The organism is Methylocystis rosea SV97 (assembly GCF_000372845.1).
GTDB classification, from domain to species: domain Bacteria; phylum Pseudomonadota; class Alphaproteobacteria; order Rhizobiales; family Beijerinckiaceae; genus Methylocystis; species Methylocystis rosea.
Map to the genome: position 1 here is coordinate 2,630,047 of NZ_KB889963.1, position 19,584 is coordinate 2,649,630.

23 protein-coding genes and 3 tRNA genes are annotated in these 19,584 nt (G+C 58.8%); 18 read left to right on the forward strand and 8 right to left on the reverse strand.

The features are described from left to right. Positions 1-64: 64 nt before the first annotated feature. Positions 65-835 (forward strand): bifunctional 2-polyprenyl-6-hydroxyphenol methylase/3-demethylubiquinol 3-O-methyltransferase UbiG, encoded by a 771-nt coding sequence (gene ubiG, locus A3OO_RS0113840; RefSeq protein ID WP_026222983.1) that lies wholly within the window; start codon positions 65-67, stop codon positions 833-835. A gap of 74 nt (positions 836-909) precedes the next feature. Further along, complete coding sequence (locus A3OO_RS0113845; protein WP_018408436.1) at positions 910-1,563, forward strand: invasion associated locus B family protein; 654 nt, start codon at positions 910-912, stop codon at positions 1,561-1,563. 3 nt (positions 1,564-1,566) lie between these two features. Here the strand turns inward: A3OO_RS0113845 and A3OO_RS0113850 are convergent, their stop codons facing one another. Further along, complete coding sequence (locus A3OO_RS0113850) at positions 1,567-2,115, reverse strand: cupin domain-containing protein (protein WP_018408437.1); 549 nt, start codon at positions 2,113-2,115, stop codon at positions 1,567-1,569. A 315-nt stretch (positions 2,116-2,430) separates the two neighbouring features. On the opposite strand from A3OO_RS0113850, the gene A3OO_RS24020 reads away from it, so the two are divergent. From A3OO_RS24020 to A3OO_RS23620, 10 genes are all read left to right on the forward strand, one after another. Further along, positions 2,431-2,595: a hypothetical protein gene (locus A3OO_RS24020; RefSeq protein WP_018408438.1), complete on the forward strand. Its 165-nt coding sequence runs from the start codon at positions 2,431-2,433 to the stop codon at positions 2,593-2,595. Between the two features lie 133 nt (positions 2,596-2,728). Next, positions 2,729-2,803: transfer RNA gene (locus tag A3OO_RS0113860), tRNA-Gly, on the forward strand. Between the two features lie 44 nt (positions 2,804-2,847). Beyond that, the gene (locus A3OO_RS0113865; protein WP_018408439.1) at positions 2,848-3,717 is read left to right on the forward strand and encodes a 4-(cytidine 5'-diphospho)-2-C-methyl-D-erythritol kinase; all 870 of its coding nucleotides are present in this window, start codon (positions 2,848-2,850) and stop codon (positions 3,715-3,717) included. Then, on the forward strand, positions 3,714-4,526 hold the full coding sequence (locus tag A3OO_RS0113870; protein ID WP_026222984.1) for a TrmH family RNA methyltransferase: 813 nt from the start codon (positions 3,714-3,716) through the stop codon (positions 4,524-4,526). Before A3OO_RS0113865 ends, A3OO_RS0113870 begins: the two co-directional genes overlap by 4 nt. 106 nt (positions 4,527-4,632) lie before the next feature. Beyond that, positions 4,633-4,708, forward strand: a tRNA-Thr gene (locus A3OO_RS0113875). A gap of 359 nt (positions 4,709-5,067) precedes the next feature. Next, the gene (locus A3OO_RS0113880) at positions 5,068-5,823 is read left to right on the forward strand and encodes a TIGR04255 family protein (protein WP_018408441.1); all 756 of its coding nucleotides are present in this window, start codon (positions 5,068-5,070) and stop codon (positions 5,821-5,823) included. Beyond that, a complete protein-coding gene (locus tag A3OO_RS23610) occupies positions 5,820-6,398 on the forward strand; it encodes a hypothetical protein (RefSeq protein WP_156824826.1) in 579 nt (192 codons plus the stop codon). The genes A3OO_RS0113880 and A3OO_RS23610 overlap by 4 nt, the downstream gene beginning before the upstream one ends. Before the next feature lie 87 nt (positions 6,399-6,485). Then, on the forward strand, positions 6,486-6,842 hold the full coding sequence (locus A3OO_RS21730) for a hypothetical protein (protein WP_040573446.1): 357 nt from the start codon (positions 6,486-6,488) through the stop codon (positions 6,840-6,842). Between the two features lies 1 nt (position 6,843). After that, positions 6,844-6,999 carry a hypothetical protein gene (locus A3OO_RS23615; protein WP_018408444.1) on the forward strand — a complete coding sequence of 52 codons (156 nt, stop codon included), beginning with the start codon at positions 6,844-6,846 and terminating at the stop codon, positions 6,997-6,999. Between the two features lie 510 nt (positions 7,000-7,509). Next, positions 7,510-7,686: a hypothetical protein gene (locus A3OO_RS23620; RefSeq protein WP_018408445.1), complete on the forward strand. Its 177-nt coding sequence runs from the start codon at positions 7,510-7,512 to the stop codon at positions 7,684-7,686. An 888-nt stretch (positions 7,687-8,574) separates the two neighbouring features. Here the strand turns inward: A3OO_RS23620 and A3OO_RS23625 are convergent. The 3 genes from A3OO_RS23625 to A3OO_RS21735 all read right to left on the reverse strand — a co-directional run bounded on the left by A3OO_RS23625 (position 8,575) and on the right by A3OO_RS21735 (position 9,843). Beyond that, positions 8,575-8,814: a hypothetical protein gene (locus A3OO_RS23625; protein ID WP_026222986.1), complete on the reverse strand. Its 240-nt coding sequence runs from the start codon at positions 8,812-8,814 to the stop codon at positions 8,575-8,577. Between the two features lie 193 nt (positions 8,815-9,007). Beyond that, complete coding sequence (locus tag A3OO_RS0113920) at positions 9,008-9,262, reverse strand: hypothetical protein (RefSeq protein WP_156824827.1); 255 nt, start codon at positions 9,260-9,262, stop codon at positions 9,008-9,010. Between the two features lie 245 nt (positions 9,263-9,507). Beyond that, positions 9,508-9,843 carry a hypothetical protein gene (locus A3OO_RS21735; RefSeq protein ID WP_083909767.1) on the reverse strand — a complete coding sequence of 112 codons (336 nt, stop codon included), beginning with the start codon at positions 9,841-9,843 and terminating at the stop codon, positions 9,508-9,510. Between the two features lie 1,119 nt (positions 9,844-10,962). Here A3OO_RS21735 and A3OO_RS0113945 point away from each other — a divergent pair. After that, positions 10,963-11,781: a hypothetical protein gene (locus A3OO_RS0113945; protein ID WP_018408451.1), complete on the forward strand. Its 819-nt coding sequence runs from the start codon at positions 10,963-10,965 to the stop codon at positions 11,779-11,781. A gap of 18 nt (positions 11,782-11,799) precedes the next feature. Here the strand turns inward: A3OO_RS0113945 and A3OO_RS0113950 are convergent, their stop codons facing one another. Beyond that, complete coding sequence (locus tag A3OO_RS0113950; protein ID WP_018408452.1) at positions 11,800-12,075, reverse strand: YccJ family protein; 276 nt, start codon at positions 12,073-12,075, stop codon at positions 11,800-11,802. Between the two features lie 902 nt (positions 12,076-12,977). Between A3OO_RS0113950 and A3OO_RS0113970 the strand changes: the two genes are divergently transcribed. Then, positions 12,978-13,067: transfer RNA gene (locus tag A3OO_RS0113970), tRNA-Ser, on the forward strand. A gap of 354 nt (positions 13,068-13,421) precedes the next feature. Next, the gene (locus A3OO_RS0113980; protein WP_018408457.1) at positions 13,422-14,132 is read left to right on the forward strand and encodes a hypothetical protein; all 711 of its coding nucleotides are present in this window, start codon (positions 13,422-13,424) and stop codon (positions 14,130-14,132) included. 1,997 nt (positions 14,133-16,129) lie between these two features. Here the strand turns inward: A3OO_RS0113980 and A3OO_RS21740 are convergent. Together A3OO_RS21740 and A3OO_RS23635 are read right to left on the reverse strand one after the other, a co-directional pair. Beyond that, complete coding sequence (locus A3OO_RS21740; RefSeq protein WP_018408459.1) at positions 16,130-16,351, reverse strand: hypothetical protein; 222 nt, start codon at positions 16,349-16,351, stop codon at positions 16,130-16,132. 164 nt (positions 16,352-16,515) lie between these two features. Continuing rightward, positions 16,516-17,055 carry a hypothetical protein gene (locus tag A3OO_RS23635; RefSeq protein ID WP_156824829.1) on the reverse strand — a complete coding sequence of 180 codons (540 nt, stop codon included), beginning with the start codon at positions 17,053-17,055 and terminating at the stop codon, positions 16,516-16,518. 218 nt (positions 17,056-17,273) lie between these two features. Between A3OO_RS23635 and A3OO_RS0114000 the strand changes: the two genes are divergently transcribed. Continuing rightward, positions 17,274-18,038: a hypothetical protein gene (locus A3OO_RS0114000; RefSeq protein ID WP_018408461.1), complete on the forward strand. Its 765-nt coding sequence runs from the start codon at positions 17,274-17,276 to the stop codon at positions 18,036-18,038. Here A3OO_RS0114000 and A3OO_RS24800 read toward each other — a convergent pair. Further along, positions 17,967-18,287 carry an ATP-dependent DNA ligase gene (locus A3OO_RS24800; protein ID WP_425338975.1) on the reverse strand — a complete coding sequence of 107 codons (321 nt, stop codon included), beginning with the start codon at positions 18,285-18,287 and terminating at the stop codon, positions 17,967-17,969. The genes A3OO_RS0114000 and A3OO_RS24800 overlap by 72 nt on opposite strands. A 363-nt stretch (positions 18,288-18,650) precedes the next feature. On the opposite strand from A3OO_RS24800, the gene A3OO_RS0114005 reads away from it, so the two are divergent. Continuing rightward, positions 18,651-18,878, forward strand: coding sequence for a hypothetical protein (locus tag A3OO_RS0114005; RefSeq protein WP_018408462.1), 228 nt, complete (start codon positions 18,651-18,653; stop codon positions 18,876-18,878). Beyond that, on the forward strand, positions 18,859-19,545 hold the full coding sequence (locus tag A3OO_RS0114010; RefSeq protein ID WP_018408463.1) for a Fic family protein: 687 nt from the start codon (positions 18,859-18,861) through the stop codon (positions 19,543-19,545). The genes A3OO_RS0114005 and A3OO_RS0114010 overlap by 20 nt, the downstream gene beginning before the upstream one ends. Positions 19,546-19,584 lie beyond the last annotated feature (39 nt).

Genomic DNA, 19,584 nt, shown 5'->3' on the forward strand with positions numbered 1-19,584 from the left:
GCTTTGCGCACTCCTCAGGATGAGGAGCGCGCGCATAATTTTCTACATCTTCTCGAGGTTCCTCTTGCCCCAACAGTCCGCTCCCCACTCCGCCAGCGTCGACCCCGAAGACGTCGCGCGTTTCAACCGCCTGGCCGAGCTTTGGTGGGACAAGAATGGCAAGATGGGGATTCTCCACGAGATCAATCCCATCCGAGTCGCCTATATCCGCGATCACGTGCGCCGGCTCATCCGACACGACGCCAGCGCATTGAACGCGCCCGGCGACCGACCGCTGGAGGGCGTGCGCATCGCCGATATCGGCTGCGGCGGCGGCATATTGAGCGAGTCGCTGGCGGAGCTCGGCGCTCAGGTGACCGGGGTCGACCCCGCGACCAACAACATCGCCATCGCGAAACGCCACGCCGAAACGTCCGGGCTGGACATCGATTATCGCAATATCACCGCCGAAGACCTCGCCGCGGCCGGCGAGCAGTTCGACGCGGTGGCGGCGCTCGAAGTCATTGAGCATGTGGAAGGGCCGCGGGAATTCGTCGCCATGCTGGGGCGGCTGCTGAAGCCCGGCGGGCTCCTCTTTCTGGCGACGATTGACCGGACGACGAAAAGCTATCTGCTGGCCATCGTCGCCGCCGAATATGTGCTCGGCTGGGTGCCGAAAGGCACCCATAACCATGACAAATTCATCCGCCCGGACGAACTCTCGTCATGGGTGCGTCAGGGCGGCATGCGGGAGATCGATCGTGTCGGGATGAGCTTCCAGCCGCTGACCAGAAGCTGGCGAAAAAGCCACGATACGGACGTCAATTATCTGATGGCGGCTCGAAAAGAAGGTTAGGCTCCGGTCGGCGGGTAGCGAGAATGCGCTGAAGCTCTTGTTCGCGCCCCCTGTCCTCGGTAAAATCTGAGCCTATGCTTAGAGATTCTCGCACGCGCTCCCGTCTTCTCGTCGCTGTCGCCATCGGACTGGCGATCGCCTTCGCTTTTGACGCTGCCGAGGCGAAGCCCAAGCCGGGCGCGGAAGACGCTCCGGCCGAGGACGCAAGCGGCAAAGCCAACAAGCGAAAGCCGACCAAAAACGAGAAAGCCGACAAGGCCGAGAAGCCGGCGGCCAAAGGCTCAGACAAGCCGGAACAGCTCGGAAACTTCGGAGAATGGGGCGCCTACGCCGCCCAAAGCGGGCGCAACAGGACCTGCTATGCGCTTGGGCAACCCAAGGAGCGGACGCCGAAGGCGAAGCTCAAAGACGCGACCGCCTACATCTTTATCTCGACGCGGCCGGCGGAAAATATCCATAATGAGGTCGCGATCAATCTGGGCTATGCGACGAAGGACGGCTCCGCCGCTGTCGCCGATATCGATGGCGACAGCTACGAACTGATCACCAAGGGAACGAACGCCTGGGTGAAGGATCAGTCGCGAGAGAAAGAATTTGTCGGCGCGCTGCGCGGCGGCGCCAAGCTCATCGTGAAGGCCGCTTCGTCTAAAGGGACAAGCACCACCGACAGCTATTCCCTCAAGGGAATGTCGGACGCGCTCGCGCGCGCCCTGCAGGAATGCAAGTAGCTCCTACCGCGGCTGGCCTGCCGGTATCGGATCGCTTTTGACCGAAGCCGCGATTGAGCGGATCTCGGCCGCTACGCCAGGATATTTCGACGCCAGTTGATCGAGATCGCCGATCTCAACGTCCTGCGGCGTGACGCCCGGCCACTCGGTGCTGGCGCCAAAAAACCAGCGTCCGCCGCCCAGAAGCCGCGCCGTGTGAAATGTGTCGCCGGGAATAAGCAGCTGAACCCTCTGGCCGGCGCGCAGATCCGGTCCGACCACCACGCGCTCGGTTGAGCCGTCGCTATGGAGCATGAACAGCCCCAGCGGATCGCCGAGATAATAATGATAGAGCTGATCGTTGCGAATTCGGTGCAGCCGAACCGGCGCGTGCGGCGTCACCAGAAAATAGAGCGCTGAACCCACTGGCCCGCTGCGCGCGAAGGGCGCCGGCAAGGCGTCCGCACCCAAGGACAGCTTGCTCGTATAGGTGATGCGGACGAAGCCGCACGTCGCATTGGGCTCGAGCGCGAGCAGATCGACAATCTCTTCATGGCTCAGCGCTTCGGACATGGCGGCCCCTTCGGCTTGAACGAGTGGCGATGGCTGAAAAGTCGATAACACGCGGGTAAGCCGAACGGCAGGGCTTCCCGCCTCTCGCGTGACGCCTGGATCCAGCAAGTATAAGTTTCATGATACCAAGTATTTGACCAACGGAAATACTGTCTGTGGTCCTTGTTTCCGGGGACCGCTTCCGCAGACTACGCCCAGCCATGGAAGTCCCCCTGTAGCTGTCCTGGCGGACGGCGGCGGTTTTCATCGCTGCATCATCCGCCGCCGTCCCTGTCCTTCCGGCGAAAGCCGAACAACATAGAATGGGAGAGGCAAATGGCCGTTAATGTTCACGACGGCGAAGTCGGCAAGATCCTCGTGTATCTGATCGGCTTCACCGCTTTCGTCATCGTCGCTCTTACCTGGGTGCCGCATTGGATCTCGCCTGACAGCGCGAATATCACGGTTGAAACCGGCAACACGGCGCGCATGATCCAGTGACGTCGCGACGCTCCGGAAGCCGTCCCTTCCGGAGCGTCGACGCAGGCGCCTCGCGCCAGTTGCAAAGCAAATTCGTTTCCGGCATAACGACGCCCGCGACGGCTGCGCGACTTGCTTTGCCGGCGCGACGGATGCGGGTGTAGCTCAGGGGTAGAGCACAACCTTGCCAAGGTTGGGGTCGAGGGTTCGAATCCCTTCGCCCGCTCCAATTCAACGCTCCGCGAATTCCCCACTTGCGGAGACCGGGGTCAGATGCTGACGACGCGCGCCCCCGCGAAAATCAATCTTACGCTTCACGTGCTCGGCCGTCGGGAAGACGGCTACCACGCGCTCGAAAGCCTTGTGGCGTTTTCCGGCGCTGGGGACACATTGTCCTTCACGCCGGACGACGGCGCGCTGTCGCTCGATATTTCGGGCCCCACCTCCTCGGCCGCCGGCGCCGGCGCCGACAATCTCGTGCTGCGCGCCGCGCGGCGGCTCGCCGAAGAGATAAAGGGGCTGCGGCTCGGCCGGTTTCGACTTGAGAAGCGCCTGCCTGTCGCTGCTGGCATCGGCGGCGGCTCGTCGGACGCCGCCGCGGCGCTGCGCCTTTTAGCCAAGGCGAATCATCTCGCGCCGGACGACTCGCGCATCCGTGAGATCGCGCGCGCCATTGGCTCGGACGTGCCGGTCTGCCTCGACCCGCGAGCGCGGATGATGCGGGGCGCCGGAGAGACTCTTGGCGAACCGATTCGCCTGCCGCTCCTGCCGGCCGTGCTGATCAACCCCGGGGCGCCGGTCGCAACCGGACCGGTCTTCGCCGCGCTGGGACTGCGACCCGGCGCGTTGCGGGAAGGCGCCGCGCATGCCGACATCGCCGCCCGGCCAAGCGCGGACGAACTGCTTGCGGCGCTGGCGAAGGGGCGCAACGACCTCGAAGACGCCGCCTGTCTGCAGGCGCCCGTGATCGTCGACGCGCTCGCCATGTTGCGCGGCGCCCGGGGCTGCAGGCTGGCGCGGATGTCCGGCTCGGGCGCGACATGCTTCGCGCTGTTTTCGGCCCGGCGCGAGGCTGTGCGCGCCGCCAGCGTCATTCGCGCCCAGCATCCGGGATGGTGGGTCAAGACGGCCGTGCTGAGATGACCCGCCGGCCGCCGCCTAAAGACCGCAGCGGGCATGAGCGGGGCCGCCGCACGACGGTCGCACAGTCCGAGACGCGCAGCCCGTTCCGCTCCGCCTCGCCCGACCTCGTCACGCTTTACGGCGCTCACGCCGTGCGCGCCGCGCTGACGGCGCGCAAGCGCAAGCTGCTGACGCTTTATGCGACCGACACCGCGCTGCCGCGCATCAACGAGCTTGCGCAGGCGGCGGGACTCGAGCCGCGCCTCGTCGATTCGCGCGAGCTCGAGCGGCGACTCGGCCCGGAGGCGGTGCATCAGGGCTTGCTGCTCGAAGCGCGCCCGCTGCCGGAAGCGGATATTTCCGACATCGTCAGCGTCAGCGGCGTCGTGCTCGCGCTCGACCAGATCACCGATCCGCACAATGTCGGCGCGATCCTGCGCACGGCCTGCGCCTTCAACGTTGACGCGGTAATCGTCACTGAACGGCACAGTCCGGAATTTTCAGGCGTGCTGGCCAAAGCGGCCTCGGGCGCGCTGGAGTTCGTGACGATCGTCTCCGTCGTCAATCTGGCGCGCGCGCTCGACGACCTCGCCGAGCGCGGCTATGCCCGCGTCGGACTCGATTCGGACGGCGCCGAATCGCTCTCGACGATTCCTCTGTCCACGCCGCTGGTGCTCGCGCTCGGCGCCGAGGGCAAGGGATTGCGGCGCCTCACGCGCGAACGCTGCGACGCCGTGGCGCGGCTCGATCTTCCGGGGCCGATCAAGAGTCTGAATGTGTCGAACGCCTGCGCCGCGGCGTTGAGCGTGGTGACGACCCGGCTCGGGTGAGCGTGGGGCTGGGGATGAGGCTCGGGTGAGTCCCGGCGCGGGATTGACCTCTCCGCCGGCTTGGACGCATAGAGAAGTCGCGCGATGCGCCTCGATGACGCCACGGGCCGGTTTAGCTCAGCTGGTAGAGCAACTGATTTGTAATCAGTAGGTCGCGGGTTCGAATCCTGCAACCGGCACCAATAAAATCAAATAGTTGCGAAAAATTACGGATGAGCTGCCAGCCAATTTCGAAGTGACGAACAACGCCGTGGACAACAATCGACAAATTTGGCGGTCGGAGTTCTGAATAGTGCTTTTGCCACCTGACAAATGCGGTCCAGGGCAATTCTCGCAGGGGCGGAACACATGGCATCGGCGGCGACGCTTGGGCTCGTGCGTCCGGGGAACACTCATCGCAGAAGACCTGAGGATCATGCGGCGATTTGCACTAGCGAAGTCGCAGCGCTAAGCTTGGGGCGTTCAAGAGCGGAAGCACATTTTTGAAGTGTTCAAACGCTGTTGGCGACGAGCAATAATTGACGCCTTTGTGAACGGCTTAATGTTCTGGGATGAAAAAAAAGTGCATGCTCAAAAATATAGTCGTCCCCCAATAACCGAGGCTGTCGTTGAGTTTAGATTCAGAGATCCCCTCGACATTAAGGTTGTAGAAAGAGTATCGAAGAAAATCGGCCGCCGGTTCCCGTTTAACGAGGAGGCGAGCATTTTTAATATTGAAATAAATATTGCAAATCCGCAAGTCGGACCTGCGAATAAGGTGATATTTGGGAAAAAGCATAGCAGCGCTGACCGAGCGGACATTACTATTGTAAGGCAAACCGCTCTTGCGGTTTCGCGTCTCGCACCCTACCTCGGTTGGGTTCAATTTTGCGATCAGGCGAGGACTGCTTGGGACGAGTTTGTCGACGTTTCGAAGGCGAGACCGGCTCTCAGTCGAATTGGCCTAAGATACATCAATAGAATTGATGCCCCAATGGGTGAACACGAAACCTGGGCGCGCTATGCCAATATACGCCCATCAATTCCTTCTCTCTTTTCCCAGCCGATAAAAAAATATCTGGTTCAGGTAACCGGTGAACTAAACCACGGACTAAGCGCTACAATAAACACCCAGCCGATCGATTCGCCCGTACCCGGCCACGTATCGCTACTTCTCGATATGGATCTGGCGAAAGTCGCGGACATTAAATCGGCCGATAAGGAGCTCTGGGAGTCACTCGAGCAAATGAGGGTCGAAAAGAATAGACTTTTCGAGGATTTAATCACTAACGAGGCTAGAAGGCTGTTTTCCCAATGATTGGCACGGAAAGCATGGCGCTTGCTCGTTGCACGCCGCCCGGTTCCTTCGGATATACAATCGGGCAGAGTAACGAATCGAAGGTTCTAGAGCAAAGTTTTGCGCCGATCGGGCGGCGCGAGCCGGTTGCTTCAGAGACCGATAAATCAATTCAAGAGCGCTTGTTCGATGCTCTCGCGTCGTTCAAGGTTTTTGCCTCGCAAGTGGCTATGCATTTCGACCTAGATCGCCGCGACCGGCTGTTTCGCCAGTTGGATTTGCTCCTCGACCCGGAAGAGTGGTTGGATGACGATCTCCCGCCCGAATTTGCATCATTTCGAACACTCCTTCGGACGTTATTGACGCTTCGACCTACCAAGGGCCCGGGACTGGGTGCGAGTTCCAAAGGACATCTCGTTGCCGCTTGGACATCCGGAAATGATCGGCTGACGATTGAAGCGCTGAGGGATGACCGAGTCCGGTGGGTATTGTGTGTGGGAGAAGGCGTTGAACGCCGAACTGCAGCTGGAGATACAAACCTCAGACACCTGCAAGCAGAACTTGCGCCATATGACCCACAACGATGGTTCAGGTGAATGCCCCCAAAAAAGCTTTCGGAACATCACTCTCTTCTTCGATATGTACCATGGGGAAAACTTCGAAAAAACGAAGACGGAGACGTCTTGGGCGTCCTGAGCATCGCCTTCGAGCTCCGACCCGCCGAAGAGTTTTTGTCCGCTACGTGGATCGACTATTTTGAGGACAGTGATGAGCACGGTCCCGCACTGCATCAGGCGGTGCACGCTGTGCGAAATAGCAGTCTCAAGGTGACTGCGAAAAGCGGATTTACGCGCGGAACCGTTGCTGACATCAGCGGCGCATGCGCGGAAAAAAAGCCTCGAGTGCGATTTCTTCATGAAGAAGAACCAGACAATCGTGCTCACGCCGCCCTACGTCATTGGCCCCAGGATCAACTACTATATGAACAGCTTGCTGATAGGCACTGGTGCGAACTGCACTTGAACAAAGACATTCCTTAGCTTGAATGCCGCCCTGCCACTCCGCATCCGCCATGCCGCCGAGTCCTTCGTTGTTGAGGACGTCGGCGGCTTGGCGCTCGTCTATGTCTATTTCGAGGAAGATCCGAGCTGGCAAAGGCTCGTCAATCGGCTCTCCGGCGCCGACGCCAAGGTATGACGTTTACCAGCAAGGACCGCACCAGCAACGCCACCCGTTGCATCGACGGACAAATCCCGGTCCACATCCATAGCGCCCCCACGTGCCATTGCACGCGGCTTCCTGCTTAGGGGTATAATTGGTTTCCGGAAGAGATCTCGATGGTCCCGGACCGGTCATGGCGCTCGCTCCGCTGCTCGTGACAGCGAAGCAAAGAATCGAGGCGGCTAAGGCAATCGTAGTTCTGCGCATGTCTCCCACCCAGCTTTTATCTGAAGCAACGAAAGATAAACACCAAAGCCTATGATTGGTTCCCCCTCCGAAATGGATATGGGACTTGCGTGAGAGATGCTGCCTACCCCTCTTGTTCAATCGAAAAAACGCCTCGCCAGTTCATCCGTGCTCGGGGCATTATCGGGTGCCCCCTCCCTCACGAAAAAGCCCGGTCGTCGTCTATGTTCCCCGGATGCAGCGTCCCGCCCCGCCGACGATCGCCGACCTTCGCGCCGAGAGCGTCCAAGGCGCGCGGGTATGGTGCTTAATCGCGACTGCCAGCACGATGGTGTCGTGAGCTTCGAGACGATCGGCCCGCCCTCGAGCTTCACCTTCATCGACCTTCCGAAGACGCGACGCTTCGTCGCCGGGGAATGCGGCGCCCGTGAGGTGCAGGTCATGCCGGACTGGCCGCCGTATCTGGCTTCCAGCTAGATTGCGCCAAGCATGCGGACGATGGACATCAGCGACATTCCCATGCGGCGCGGCTTCGTGTATCTGGCGGCGACAATCGACGTGTCCAGTCGGCGGATGCTGGCGCATCGTGTTTCGAGAGAGGAAAATTAATGTTCAATAGTTGTGCACTGCCTTCCGGCGCTGTCCGCTTCTTTCTAATGTTCGCCTCGGCCTTCGCGCCATTTGGCGCCCCTGCGTCTGCCCAAGATGCTCCCGCTGGAAAGCCGTCCGCCACAGTGACGATCGAGCAAATCCAGGTCGCGTTTATTGGCTCCGGCTCGCTTGGCGGTGGGACACTAGAATACGCTGGAAAATCCTATCCCATCACTGTTGGGGGATTGGGAATTGGCGGTATAGGAGCTTCCAAATTGACGGCCTCTGGTGCCGTTTATGGCCTTACGAGGCTTTCGGATTTCCCTGGGGCTTACGTTCAGGTGCGACGAGGTTGGGCTATTGCTGAGCGCGGGCGAGGGACGATGTGGCTAACGAATGGGAATGGCGTCACCATGAAATTGAGCGCAAGACGCCAAGGATTGCAGACTGCGCTGGGGGCAGACGGCGTGTTGATTGAATTCAAGTAGCCCAAGCAAAACAAGAACGCCCCGCAGTTACATCCACGGTCGGGGCGTTCTATGGGCGACGACGATTTGGAGGCGGTCGTCGCTCAGCGTAATGTAAGGTTTAAAGCCTATGCCGCAAATAGTCCGACTTAAGCGCGCATCGCTCGGCGCTTCGACGATGCGCCGGGACATTTGCATGCGACGCCGTCGGTCGGTCACGCGCGCGAGCCAAAGGAAGAACCGTGCGAGTTTCCGATCTGCGCAGGCGCAGCGACTCGCTGCGCCCACCGTCACCGGAGTAAGGCGGTTAATCGCCGTCCGGCGCTCCTCCCCCTGCCGCGCCCTCAAGCACTATTCGGCCGGTGGGATCCTGCGGCTCGGCATGAGGCAGCGCATATCCCCAATACGTCATGCCCTCGACGTAGTACGGCGGCGGCGGGCCGCAGCGAGCGCTGACGTAACCTTCAAAACATCTGAGGCTCTTCGCGAGAGCCGAACCTGAACCAAACAGCACAACCAAAAGTGCGGCCACGATTGTTTTCGACATCTTACTCTCCCAGCAGCGCCGGTACGAAGTGAGCGCATGCGGGGTGTTATATTTCTGTCACTGAGTTGTGGTAGGGGCCGCGCCGCAATTTAAATGACGCCCTGAGCTCGACAATTTCGTCTGAAGCACGTTGACCCCAGCGCGACCCGACGACTGACAGTCATCGGCTTCACGCGCAGTGTTGAGCGTTGAGCTAGGCGCGCGAGGACTTCTCGGGGCGATCGCCGGCAATGTCCGGCGGCGCCGCTTCTTCGCGACTGTCTTTACCCTCGCCGACGATTGGCACGAACCGCGGCTCGCAGGGCTCATCTCTGCCGACCCTCAACGGCGGCGATCGAGAGAGAAAGTCGAGCAACGTCACATAGGCGAGATCGAGCATGAAATATCTCCACACAGACGTAAATGGTCCGCGCGGCGAGAAGGAGAAGCGCCAGAGTGGCTGCAACATCGGATGATCGTTGAACGTTCGCGCGCTTGGGCGACAGCGATCATGCGAAGACACCTGTCCAGGTGAAGCCCGCGCATTAAATGCGCGCATCCTGATCGATCATCCGGGCGCATCCGGACGAGACAAAAAGAGATTGCCGCCGAAAAAAGCTGGAAACTCGACAGCCCTCGAATGAACCCCAACCTGCGCGTTGGCGGCGGTGGTCATCATAAAACCGCCGCCGCTTAAATGGTGAACCGCTGCTATTACCATCCGTAGCCGTCGGGATACCCGTAAGCTGGGTAGCCATAGGCTGGATAACCATAATAATACGGTTGTTGTGCGTAAGCGCCTGCCGCTGCGGCGGCCCCGAGGACGCCCACGGCGGCTGCAGCCGCTGCAGCTGCGCCCGGATTATAGCCAGGCCGATAATAGCCGCCCCGATAGCGCCGATAGTAGATCTGATCCGTTAAAGATGGTGATGCCATGCCCTCGGAACGCACGACGTTCATCGGGCCTGCCCAAGCATTGGCTGACAAGGTCGTCGCGATCAAGCCGCTGCACAGGGCGCCCGTGACGATCGATTTCAATGTTATACGCATGTCTGCCTCCGCTCGCCTTTAACCAACTGCGACGCCCCACGCGAGAAGCTGGATCGTCGCCTTATATTTGGGGCTCAAGACGTTTTTGTCGAGGCCAAGGTGCTCGTTCGAGCGACGAAGGTCCTGTAGAGCGCTGAAAAAGAAGGGCGAGACGGCCAGCGTCTCGCCCTAGACATACGCCGCGAAATTCGGTCCAATCAATGAGACCAAGCCGCAGCCCACTGCAACTGTTGTCATTGCCGCAATGTTCAGATCAATGGTTCTTCCTAGCCTTCGGCGCAGCAGTGCTCCACCTGTGGAAAATACCTAGTTGATAAAGGGTTAGAGGACATGGAAGACGCGCGCCGGTCTTTCAAGTCCTCAAACCGGTCGCCGCCGCTCCCAAGACGAACTCGGCGCCATGCCGACCGCTCGGCCGTCATCGCCGTGCTCAGCCTCGGCGCGCTGCCCTCCGCCTTCGCGGCCAGGAGGCTATCGGCTATAAGGCTGGATCGGACCGACACCGAATTTCGAAAGGCGCATCGTGAGGATCTCGTTGAAAAGCACTTGTCTCGCGGTCTCAGCTGTACGCCGCCAGCGAAAACAACATCGAAGCGTGTGCGCCAGGTTCGACAGAGGAGCCTTTGCTATTGCTGCTTTGGCCGTTGCGCTCTCGAGCGCTGCCGATGCGAAGCAGAAGCATGCGGCTCCTCCGCCAATTTCAGCGGGCGCAGAGACGGCGCCGCCCATGGATCAATGCGGTCATCCGATCGTCACGGACAACGTCGGAAAACCTTACATCGACCCTGTCTGCATCGCCCTCTCCGATCACCTGCAACCCCCGCTCTATATTCCCCGGCCCGAATGCAACAGGGGCGTGGAGCCTTATGATTCGAGTTGCTTCTTTGAGCGACTCTATACGGTGATGACAGCTTCGCCGGGCCCCCGGCCTCTCAATACGCCGCCTGTTCCACATCACTTCAAGTAATCCTTCAGCGATTCTCGTCGGGCGACGCTCTCCACTCATGCCTGAACTGCCGCAGCATAAGGCGCAGCGGCGCAAAAGAATCGACGCCATTTCGCCGCGATTCAAGCGCATGCAGGAATCCTCCGCCCAATTCCGAAGGTGGGATTCCACGCATGAACGACCTCATCATTCCGCCGGAGCCGCCACAGCCGAAAAGACACGGCCCGCCAGCAAAACTGCCGGTGGAGATCGTCATTGACCGCCGCGGCGCTCGGCCGGTCCGCTATGGTCTGATCGCCGCGTTGATCGGTCTTGCCGGACTTGCGGCCACGCATTTTTATACGCCAGACCGTTCAAAGGACGCGGCAGTTCAAAAGGCTGAGGCGCCGGCGCCCCAGCAAGTCACGATCCCGGTGTTGGACGAAGCGTCGAAGCGTCGGATCGCCGCCCTTCAAGGTGAAGTGCAGGAGCTGCGCGCAAAACTCGACGCCGTGGCGAAACAACAACAGGCCGACCGCGATCGCGCGCAGGCCGCCAGCGCCCCTCCGCCCGCTGTCGAAAACCAGGCTGCCGCCGTCGCGGCGAAAGCTGCGCCCGCGACGCGTTTGCCCGAAAAGGGTCAGGCCAAAGTCGCCCGCGCCGTCGGGAACGAAAACGCCAAAGTCGACATGACGCCCGTTCAGACGATTGCGCCGGCTTCGAAAGTCGTTAGCGGCTACAGGGTGCGCGACGTTTATCACGGCGCCGCACTTATTGAATCGGACAGGGGCATGATCGGCGTCGAGCCCGGCGAAGTCGTGCCGGGCGTTGGTCGTGTGATCGCCATTCAGGAACGCGGCGGTCGTTGGGTGGTCGTCACGGAGAGCGGAGAAATTCTCGGAAATGCGCGCGGACAGTCGCGCGCCGCGGCTCCGCGTCAGCGCCAATTCGCGCGAGAACTCGACGGCTTTGAGCCCGGCCCCTTCGAACCGCCGATGTATCCTCGCTACTGATTATCGACGCGATCGCAATCAGTCGTTGCGGCGCGCCGGCAAGAGGCGAAGCGTTTCGAACGGTCCCCAGGCGAATTTGCCATTGTCGACGGCGAAATCGCCGTCAATGACATATTCGACGACGAGTTCGGAAATCCTCCGCCACTCTTCTGGCGTAGGCGCCTCCCAGATCGCTTCAGGCGTTCGCTCGTTATTGGATAAAGCGAAGATCGCTTGAGTGATTGCAGGATGGGTTTGCCGGTTGACGCTCCATCCGACCGGCGGCGGGATGCAAGAGCATATTCGATTGTTCATCGTCGCCTCCTCGGGCTCGTTTCGCCCGGCGCGAGGCGCGCCGTATTGAATGTTAGCATAGAACGCGGCAGGCTGGAGAGATCTTCGCCAATAATTTCGCTGGCTCGATCACAGCTGCGCCTTGTCTGATTGGCGCGCAGGCGCGATGTTTAGCCGGGTGATCGGGCCTATTCCTTTCTGCCGGCGCTGCTTTCGCTTCGCTTGCAACGGAAGTCGAGGCGGCGCGAGCATGCAAGCGAGAGGCGATGCATCCAAGCGAGAGAATGAAGAGCCGCGGCGCGTCTACTCAAACTCGTCTTGCCGAATTGTCCTAAACCTGATGCTCTGCTGCGGGCGCCAACTGGCTCAGGCGTCACGTCCCGCTGCTTGCCGGCGCCCTCTCGTCGCGGCGCTCCGCTATTATCGCGGCGATAACCCGAGGCGCCAGCGATGCGCTCGAACGACGGAGGCGACGATGCGGATATTTCGGCTAGCGGTTCTCCTGCCCTTTACGCCCGTGTTTGTTTCCCCAGCGTCGGCGCAAGCCACGGCCGCGGACATTGTCGCGGCGCATATTCGGAGCCAGGGATACCCCTGCGATTCGGCGCAAGCCGCAAAGCGTGACCCGCGTGCTTCCAGACCGGACGAGCAGGTCTGGCTGCTGACCTGCGCGAACGCCCGCTATCGCGTGCGATTGGTCCCCGACATGGCCGCGGCAGTCGAGCAAATTCATTGAGGTGACGCGGATTGCAAGTGGGCGCCGGCCGGAAGAAAAGCCCTTTGGATTTGTGGTCGCCGGAGGGCGGCTCGCGCGTGATTTTGGCCTCAGGGCTCGGCGCGACGCCCTAAAAGGCGTTCTCTTGCCATTGCGCCGGGGCTTTGGCATATGTCCTTTGCGCTCCGCGGCATTATTGCGGGCGCATGGAGACGTGGCCGAGAGGCTGAAGGCGACGGTTTGCTAAATCGTTATAGGGGAAACCCTATCGTGGGTTCGAATCCCACCGTCTCCGCCATGCCCATAATAAAATCAATAACTTATAAAGAAATTTAGCACGTGGCCTAGCATTTGCCATAACATAAAGCGCCCCGCCGGCGTCGAATTCGTAGAGCGGAATGGAGGCCCCGGCGTTCGGCTGCGCGAGACTGAGCATTCCGCGCGGAACATCCCATCGAGAATTGAACGCCGAAAACGATGAATCGGCGGCGTTGATTATTCTCGGGCCCAGACCCGGGATTACGGCCGTCGCATTCGGCTGAGTCGATCTCAAACCTGAATCAGCCGGGGTTTGGTGTATAGGAAGCTTTTGAGGACCTACGAAAAGCTGGTATGAAAAACGCCCGGGGCAACTGCAACGAGTGGACATTGTATGGTGAAGTGGCAGTTGATGAGTGCAAGGATAACGTTGTTCCCGGAAAAACCAGGGAACCGGACGGCTGCCCAGATCTATCGAGACCTCTGGTCCGAAGACCCTGAGTCTTTCCAGTCAGGGCAAGCAAACGTGTTTGGGCAGGCTTCGAACGCCTCGGGCAAGCGTGGTGCTAGTACGTTCACTGTCAGCGCGCAGCCTATTAGAATTGACTTAAATTTCACCGTAATTCCGGAGCCAGAGTCCCGCGTCCAGTTTTTGAGTGCTGATGAAATACTGCCAAAATTGGAGCGCCTAGCGGAGAGCGTGCCTCTTATTCCATCGAGGAGGATAGCTTGCTACGTGCAGCTGGGCTACGCTGCGTCTGACACGATCTCGGCTAACGCCGCTCTCTCCGAGGCAATTGACTCGCGGTTTCGCCCCAAGGATCTGCGGGATGAGGAGGATTTTGTTCTGCAGGTGAACAGTATCGCTGACTCAAAAACATTACCTGAAGTAAAACATAATCTTTTATTAAAGTATTCCGTAGAAAAATTGCAAACCATAACACTGCCGGGTCCGGCCTTGGTGCACGAGCAGATTATCTCAATGATACATATGGATTTTAATAACAAACCTGTTGAAAGGGCATTTGACGATAGCCAATTGAAAAAGCTCGTCCGCGAGCTGTGCGAACTGGCTGTGGCCAGAGCACGGGTGTATTTGGGTTAGAATGCGCCATGCCTGACTTTGAACCTACAAACATGAGCGGTTTAAGCAATGTATCGGCAGATGGTGGACGCCATAGCGGGATGTTTGTTTGCGGCAACCATCCCAGCGTTTTTGGGTGTGCCCCCGTCGTTATGAGCTATGCTACTGTGCCAGTCGACGCCGGAACTTCGGCCTCGCTGAGCTATGATCCTAGCCTATCGACGGCCTCTGGAGGTGCGATGGCAGGGTGGAAGCACGCTCTCAGTATAGGTTCAACTGCGTCAACTGACCTTGGCACGATGTGGCTCGATTATTTGGGCCTCACGACCACCCTAACCGCAATGTCCGAGTCCTGCGATGACGATTTCCATATCGATGACGAAATCGCGGAGTCCGCAAAAGCCGTCGCTGAAGTGCTTCGCAAATCACGGCTTCCGGCACCATCAATCCTCAGACATGGCCCTCGCTCCGCGGTTTTCAGCTGGCACAAGAGCGTTTACGCTCTCTATCTGACGATCGGCGCTCAAAAGGCCTCTGTTCTGGCTACCGATCATCAAGGTGTGATCGCTAGAGGTAGTTGCACATTAACGAATCCAGTTGCTGCCCATCAGCTTCTTGAAAGGACAAGGGTTCAGGAAGCTGATGTGCATTAGAATTCCAGACGATCAAGTTGTATTCCGATCCATACATCACCCTTACGCGTTCGCAAGCAAGGGCAAGAAATTTGACAGTTCTAGGTCCTGGAATCTGAAGCGCTACGACAACGCGCTGGTAGCGTCCGTCATTTGGCAGCGATTTGCGCCCAACGCATTGATGGTTCATCGCTACGGCTGTCGAAATTCGCAAAAGCGAAATTCTGCTGGAAACAAAAGAGACGTATACTGCGGATTCTACGCGTTAGATGTTTCCGCAGTTCGACAGATCAAGGCTTCGGAAGGGATTGTAGCCGCGAACGTGGAGCACAAGATCGAACTTGGCGAAATTGCCCACGCAAATCTATTTGCGACCATCGATGCCCATGTTGATCCCGACGACCTCGAAGCCGCTAAGACCTATTTTCTTGACAGATTGTGGCGTCTTATGGCCGGCCCATGCCTGTATACTTGCCCAGCAGACAGTGACCTAGCCGATCATCCTCGCTTGCAACTACCTGGGGGATACCTTGGGAGCTATATGGACTCTCGTCGACTCCTCCGCCGCATCTCGGATTGGCTGTGGTACCTAATTGGAACACTAAGATGGTCCAAAACTGCGCGTCAATTGCAGGAATAGCACTGACAACTCGAATATAGCTAGTCCGGTTCGGTCTTTAAAAAACGACCGATCGAAGACCGGTCTCGGCTGGCAAGCACTACGTCATGCTTCAGCTACTCAACTCCGACGCGGGAGCAACTTCTCCCTCGGCCGCGTCGCCGTCGGGTGAGCCCCCAAATTTCGTTACGAGCCCGTTAAAATGCCCCGCTTTCAGCCCTCAGCTAATCTCCCATATTCAAACGGGTGCCCGAACTGATTTCCCGAAGTGATTTTCTGCCCGAAGTGATTCTGCCCGAATTGATTGAAAACTTCGGACGCGCCGAAACGCCATATAAATCATGGCGTTGATCCGAAGTTTCGCCTCGACATGCGCCCGAAGTTTTGAATAACTTCGGCAGGCCGAGAAAAAATCTCCGCGTGACACCCCGTCCGGTACAGCGGGCCTAAAAGCCTAGACTTTCGACTCCCCCGCCCCTGGATGATTAAGGGCGGTTGCGCTGGCGGAGATAGCTTGCGTCAAGCTGGCGCTTCAGTCCCGCCGACGCAGGGACGCCCAGGCCGCGGATGTACCAGCGGGGTGTTTTTGGGATCGGGCGACGAGGCGCTGCGGCAATCTCGCCGCCCGAGCTGCGCCAAGGCTAGGGGTCGGCGACTGTTAGGCTTGACCACCTTGCCCGGCGGCGATGACCGGGCTTTTTCGCGCTCCGCGCGCCGTTTCGTGCGGCCGAACATCTCGACAAACCGTATTAACGATTCGAATGCGCCTAGTAAGCGTCGGATGCTGTTCCAGCCGCAGTCAATGCCCGCGCAATCGTCTGAGCGACCGCCTTGGCGTCGGCGCCAGATAGGCGACTGACGAGTCCTCGGCGGCTCGGATCTTCCTCGAAATAGACATAGGCGATCGCGACGCCGCTCGCGTCTTCGACGGCGAAGGACTCGCCGCTCCTTCGGATGCGCAGCGGCAAGGTGTAGGGCGCGGGCGTCATTTCAGCGCCGATATTGCGCGTATTTGATCTTGAGCCAATGCTTCGTTCGGCCGCGAGGATAAGCCTTGTCCACCCGCTTGGATACGATGCCCTTCAGGCCGAGCTTCTCGAAAAGCCCGCGGAAGCGGGCTTTTCGAGTTACCCTCGAAGGGCGGAAAAGGCCCTCATTCCATCGCTTCCTGAACAGCGGGAAGACCGTAGCGCTGAATCAATGCGCGGAGATATCCCCGGAGCACCCTTTCAGAATCTTCGCGAAGCTCCTCCGCGCTCCGAAGATCCAAATCCGCCATCTCTGCGATCTCATCGACTTCCGCGTTCAGTTGTTCTTCCGCTTCAATTTCGTCTGGCGTCGGCCGCGCGGGCCAGCGCCGCACCGTGCGAATTTGGGTGTTTGTCTTTTTGACCTCTTCCCCATTGGGTCCCAGAAGTTTGACGCGCAGCCCTCTGCTTGATGGGTCTACCAACAAGGCAGGCAGCAAATAATCGTCAATGAGCTCCCTAACCGTATGGTCGTCGGTAACTTTTCCTAGGAAGAGGCGGCGGGTAAAAGTTGTGTCATTTCGCGCCCTACGGGGGCGGCCGCGCGCTGTTGAAGAGCGATGTTTCTCCAAGACCAGCCTGGTACCGAAGGGCAGTCGATGATGGCGAACAAACTTATCGGACAACACACGCCATTCGTCCCGGACGAGCGGTCTTTTTTTCATCGGATGACCTCCACATGCAGCCAAATATCTCGACGGGTACTTAAATAAGTCCCCGTGCCGATAATTTCAATGATGGCTGGCTAAAACACTCACTTGAATGCAAAAATCAACGCCGATCCCGCCCGAAAAATCACCCCCTTTTGAGAGACGCGCCGGAACATGCAAAAGCCCGCCGGAGGGGCGGGCTTCGACCGTTCGATATTGGTAGGAGACTCAAATTGACCGAAGAGGAGAGAAAAGCTCAATGGGACGCGATGTGCAACGTCGTTGCCGACCGCATGAAGGTTTTCACCCGACCTTATGTGACTATTCTGGCGGGCGGTGAATCCGGTAAGCCAACCAAAATAGGCACGGGCACGTTTATCGAAAAGGAGGGGGTTCAGCTACTCACATGCGAGCATGTAGCCCGTTTCAATCCCACCGCCTTTTACATCGATGATCGCGGTAGCACGATACTTTATCCCGGTTCGTGGCGCATGGAGCCTGATCTAAAGAAGGACGTAGCCCTTGCTCCCGTTGCCGAAAAGGAATGGAGCAACGTCTCCCAAAGCGCACAGCCGCTTGCGATGTCGAAGTTCGCGCAACGCCATGGACCTGTGGATCGCGAGCTTCTCTTCTTTCGTGGGATAGCTGGTGAAAACGCCTATATTAGCGATTATGGGGCTGACGCCATTCTCAGCGGATATTGCTCCCAAGAAAAAATTGGGACGTGTGACACAGACATATTTGAAATTTTGTGGAATCCCCGCGATACAGCCGTCACGTCCGGCACAAGTAGCGAGGCCAGTGCCCGCGTCAAATACGACAATCCCGCTGGTTTTAGCGGCTCACTTGTCTGGAACACAAGGTTCGTGGAACTTGGCTGCGACTTTTCAAAGTGGAGTCCCGCCGACGCAGTTGTCACAGGGTTACTACGCCGATTTGACCCCGATACAAATATCCTTCTCGCGTGGCGAGTTGAGCATTTGTACGGGTGGCTCTAACAGGATCATGACGCCGGCGCGCTGTTGTTCGAGCAATTGCTCAAGTCGGCTCTTGCGCTCGGCAAGCGGAAATGGCCGTAGATCCTCGCGATCGATCTGTAGAAGATCGAACGCAATCAAAGTAGCTTCCCGTGCCACCCGCTGCTCAAGCAATGCGGCAAAATCGCTATAACCGTCGCTGCGCAGCACGACCGCCTCGCCGTCGATCAGCGCGCGCGCGACCTGCAGCCCAGCGACGGCGTCTCGGATGCGGGAACTCGCGCCGTCAGATCATTTCCGAAACACGACCATAGGCGCAAGCGATCGCCGTCTTTGATCGCGACAACGAGAAAGCCATCGGGGCGTGCGTAGCGCGCGTCGGCTCCGCGGGCGCGCCAAAGCCAGCTGGACGCCTCTGGCGGTTACGGGCGGAAAAGTTTCGTCATTCCATGCCGGCGATGTTGGGGAGTGGAGCGCGAAGTACAAGCGTCGCCGGAGTGTCCATCGTGCCCTGCGCACCTTCCGGCGCTCCACCGATGCGCCTAGCTTGCGCGTGGAGATGATTCCAACGGAACCCCAACGCTTTCTAGGGGTTGTCAAGAGCGATTAACAAATTGCAAAGGGGCGAGCGCTATGGTTTGCTCGAATGATCAAGTCCCGGAGAAACACGTGCCCAAGGCCTTGGAAATTTTGCTAGCCGCAGCTAGGAAAGCGACGCCTTCGCCTGAGCAACAGGAAGAGCAGCGGCGGAGCTTTGCCTATGGCAATACAGCTTTCGAAAACAAGCTGATCACCCGCGAAATGGTCGATCGTCAAGCGGAGGCCATCGAGCGAGAGAGAAATGAGCAACGAGGCCAGTGAGCGCCGAGATAGTCGCGCGCTGGAACCGAGGCTAATTACCGATCCATTGAAGCGGGCCGAGGCGGAAGCAGCGAATGGCCTCCGCCAATTTGATGCCGGCAAAGATGCGGCGCAAGAAGCCATCGACCGGCACGCCTTCAAATTGAGACCGTCTTTGATTTTGAGCCTCCACCGTGAGGCGTTGGCCGGCATCAGCTTATTTGCTGGTAATTTCCGACCTTCTGCTGTCGAGATCAGCAAGAGCAAACATGAGCCGCCACCGGCGCATTTAGTGCCCGCTTTAGTCGAAGAACTATGCGATTACGTCAACGACAACTGGGAAACTGAGACGCCACTGCACCTATCGGCGTTTGTCATGTGGAGGCTCAACTGGATTCATCCGTTCGCCGATGGCAACGGTCGAACTTCTCGAATCGTCTCATATGTTGTCCTAATGGTCCGCTCCGGCTTTATCCTGCCAGGGACGCCAACCATTCCCGATCAAATTGTAAGTGACAGACGAGGATATTTCGACGCCTTGGACAAGGCCGATGACGCGTGGAAAGACGGACGTGTGGATGTGACAGCGATGGAAGAGCTTCTGGGCGGGATGCTCGCGCGCCAGCTCGCTGCCTTTTACGAAAGCGCTGGCGGTAAAATGCCGTCGATTGGCGACGAGCTTGTTTAAGCGGCATTGGCGACGCTTTCCCGGCCTGAAGGAGAAGTT

Excerpts from the sequence above, each read along its gene's own strand:
- A3OO_RS21735 (WP_083909767.1), bottom strand. The coding sequence starts at position 9,843 with ATGCGTATAACATTGAAATCGATCGTCACGGGCGCCCTGTGCAGCGGC.
- A3OO_RS23635 (WP_156824829.1), bottom strand. The coding sequence starts at position 17,055 with ATGAAAAAAAGACCGCTCGTCCGGGACGAATGGCGTGTGTTGTCCGAT.
- A3OO_RS0113850 (WP_018408437.1), bottom strand. The coding sequence starts at position 2,115 with ATGTCCGAAGCGCTGAGCCATGAAGAGATTGTCGATCTGCTCGCGCTC.
- A3OO_RS24020 (WP_018408438.1), top strand. The coding sequence starts at position 2,431 with ATGGCCGTTAATGTTCACGACGGCGAAGTCGGCAAGATCCTCGTGTAT.
- A3OO_RS23610 (WP_156824826.1), top strand. The coding sequence starts at position 5,820 with ATGATTGGCACGGAAAGCATGGCGCTTGCTCGTTGCACGCCGCCCGGT.
- A3OO_RS0113945 (WP_018408451.1), top strand. The coding sequence starts at position 10,963 with ATGAACGACCTCATCATTCCGCCGGAGCCGCCACAGCCGAAAAGACAC.
- A3OO_RS0113920 (WP_156824827.1), bottom strand. The coding sequence starts at position 9,262 with ATGTTGCAGCCACTCTGGCGCTTCTCCTTCTCGCCGCGCGGACCATTT.
- A3OO_RS0113980 (WP_018408457.1), top strand. The coding sequence starts at position 13,422 with ATGGTGAAGTGGCAGTTGATGAGTGCAAGGATAACGTTGTTCCCGGAA.
- A3OO_RS23620 (WP_018408445.1), top strand. The coding sequence starts at position 7,510 with ATGGTGCTTAATCGCGACTGCCAGCACGATGGTGTCGTGAGCTTCGAG.
- A3OO_RS0114010 (WP_018408463.1), top strand. The coding sequence starts at position 18,859 with ATGAGCAACGAGGCCAGTGAGCGCCGAGATAGTCGCGCGCTGGAACCG.
- A3OO_RS0113845 (WP_018408436.1), top strand. The coding sequence starts at position 910 with ATGCTTAGAGATTCTCGCACGCGCTCCCGTCTTCTCGTCGCTGTCGCC.
- A3OO_RS23625 (WP_026222986.1), bottom strand. The coding sequence starts at position 8,814 with ATGTCGAAAACAATCGTGGCCGCACTTTTGGTTGTGCTGTTTGGTTCA.
- A3OO_RS0114005 (WP_018408462.1), top strand. The coding sequence starts at position 18,651 with ATGGTTTGCTCGAATGATCAAGTCCCGGAGAAACACGTGCCCAAGGCC.
- A3OO_RS0113870 (WP_026222984.1), top strand. The coding sequence starts at position 3,714 with ATGACCCGCCGGCCGCCGCCTAAAGACCGCAGCGGGCATGAGCGGGGC.
- A3OO_RS0113865 (WP_018408439.1), top strand. The coding sequence starts at position 2,848 with ATGCTGACGACGCGCGCCCCCGCGAAAATCAATCTTACGCTTCACGTG.
- A3OO_RS0113950 (WP_018408452.1), bottom strand. The coding sequence starts at position 12,075 with ATGAACAATCGAATATGCTCTTGCATCCCGCCGCCGGTCGGATGGAGC.
- A3OO_RS21740 (WP_018408459.1), bottom strand. The coding sequence starts at position 16,351 with ATGACGCCCGCGCCCTACACCTTGCCGCTGCGCATCCGAAGGAGCGGC.
- A3OO_RS0113880 (WP_018408441.1), top strand. The coding sequence starts at position 5,068 with ATGTTCTGGGATGAAAAAAAAGTGCATGCTCAAAAATATAGTCGTCCC.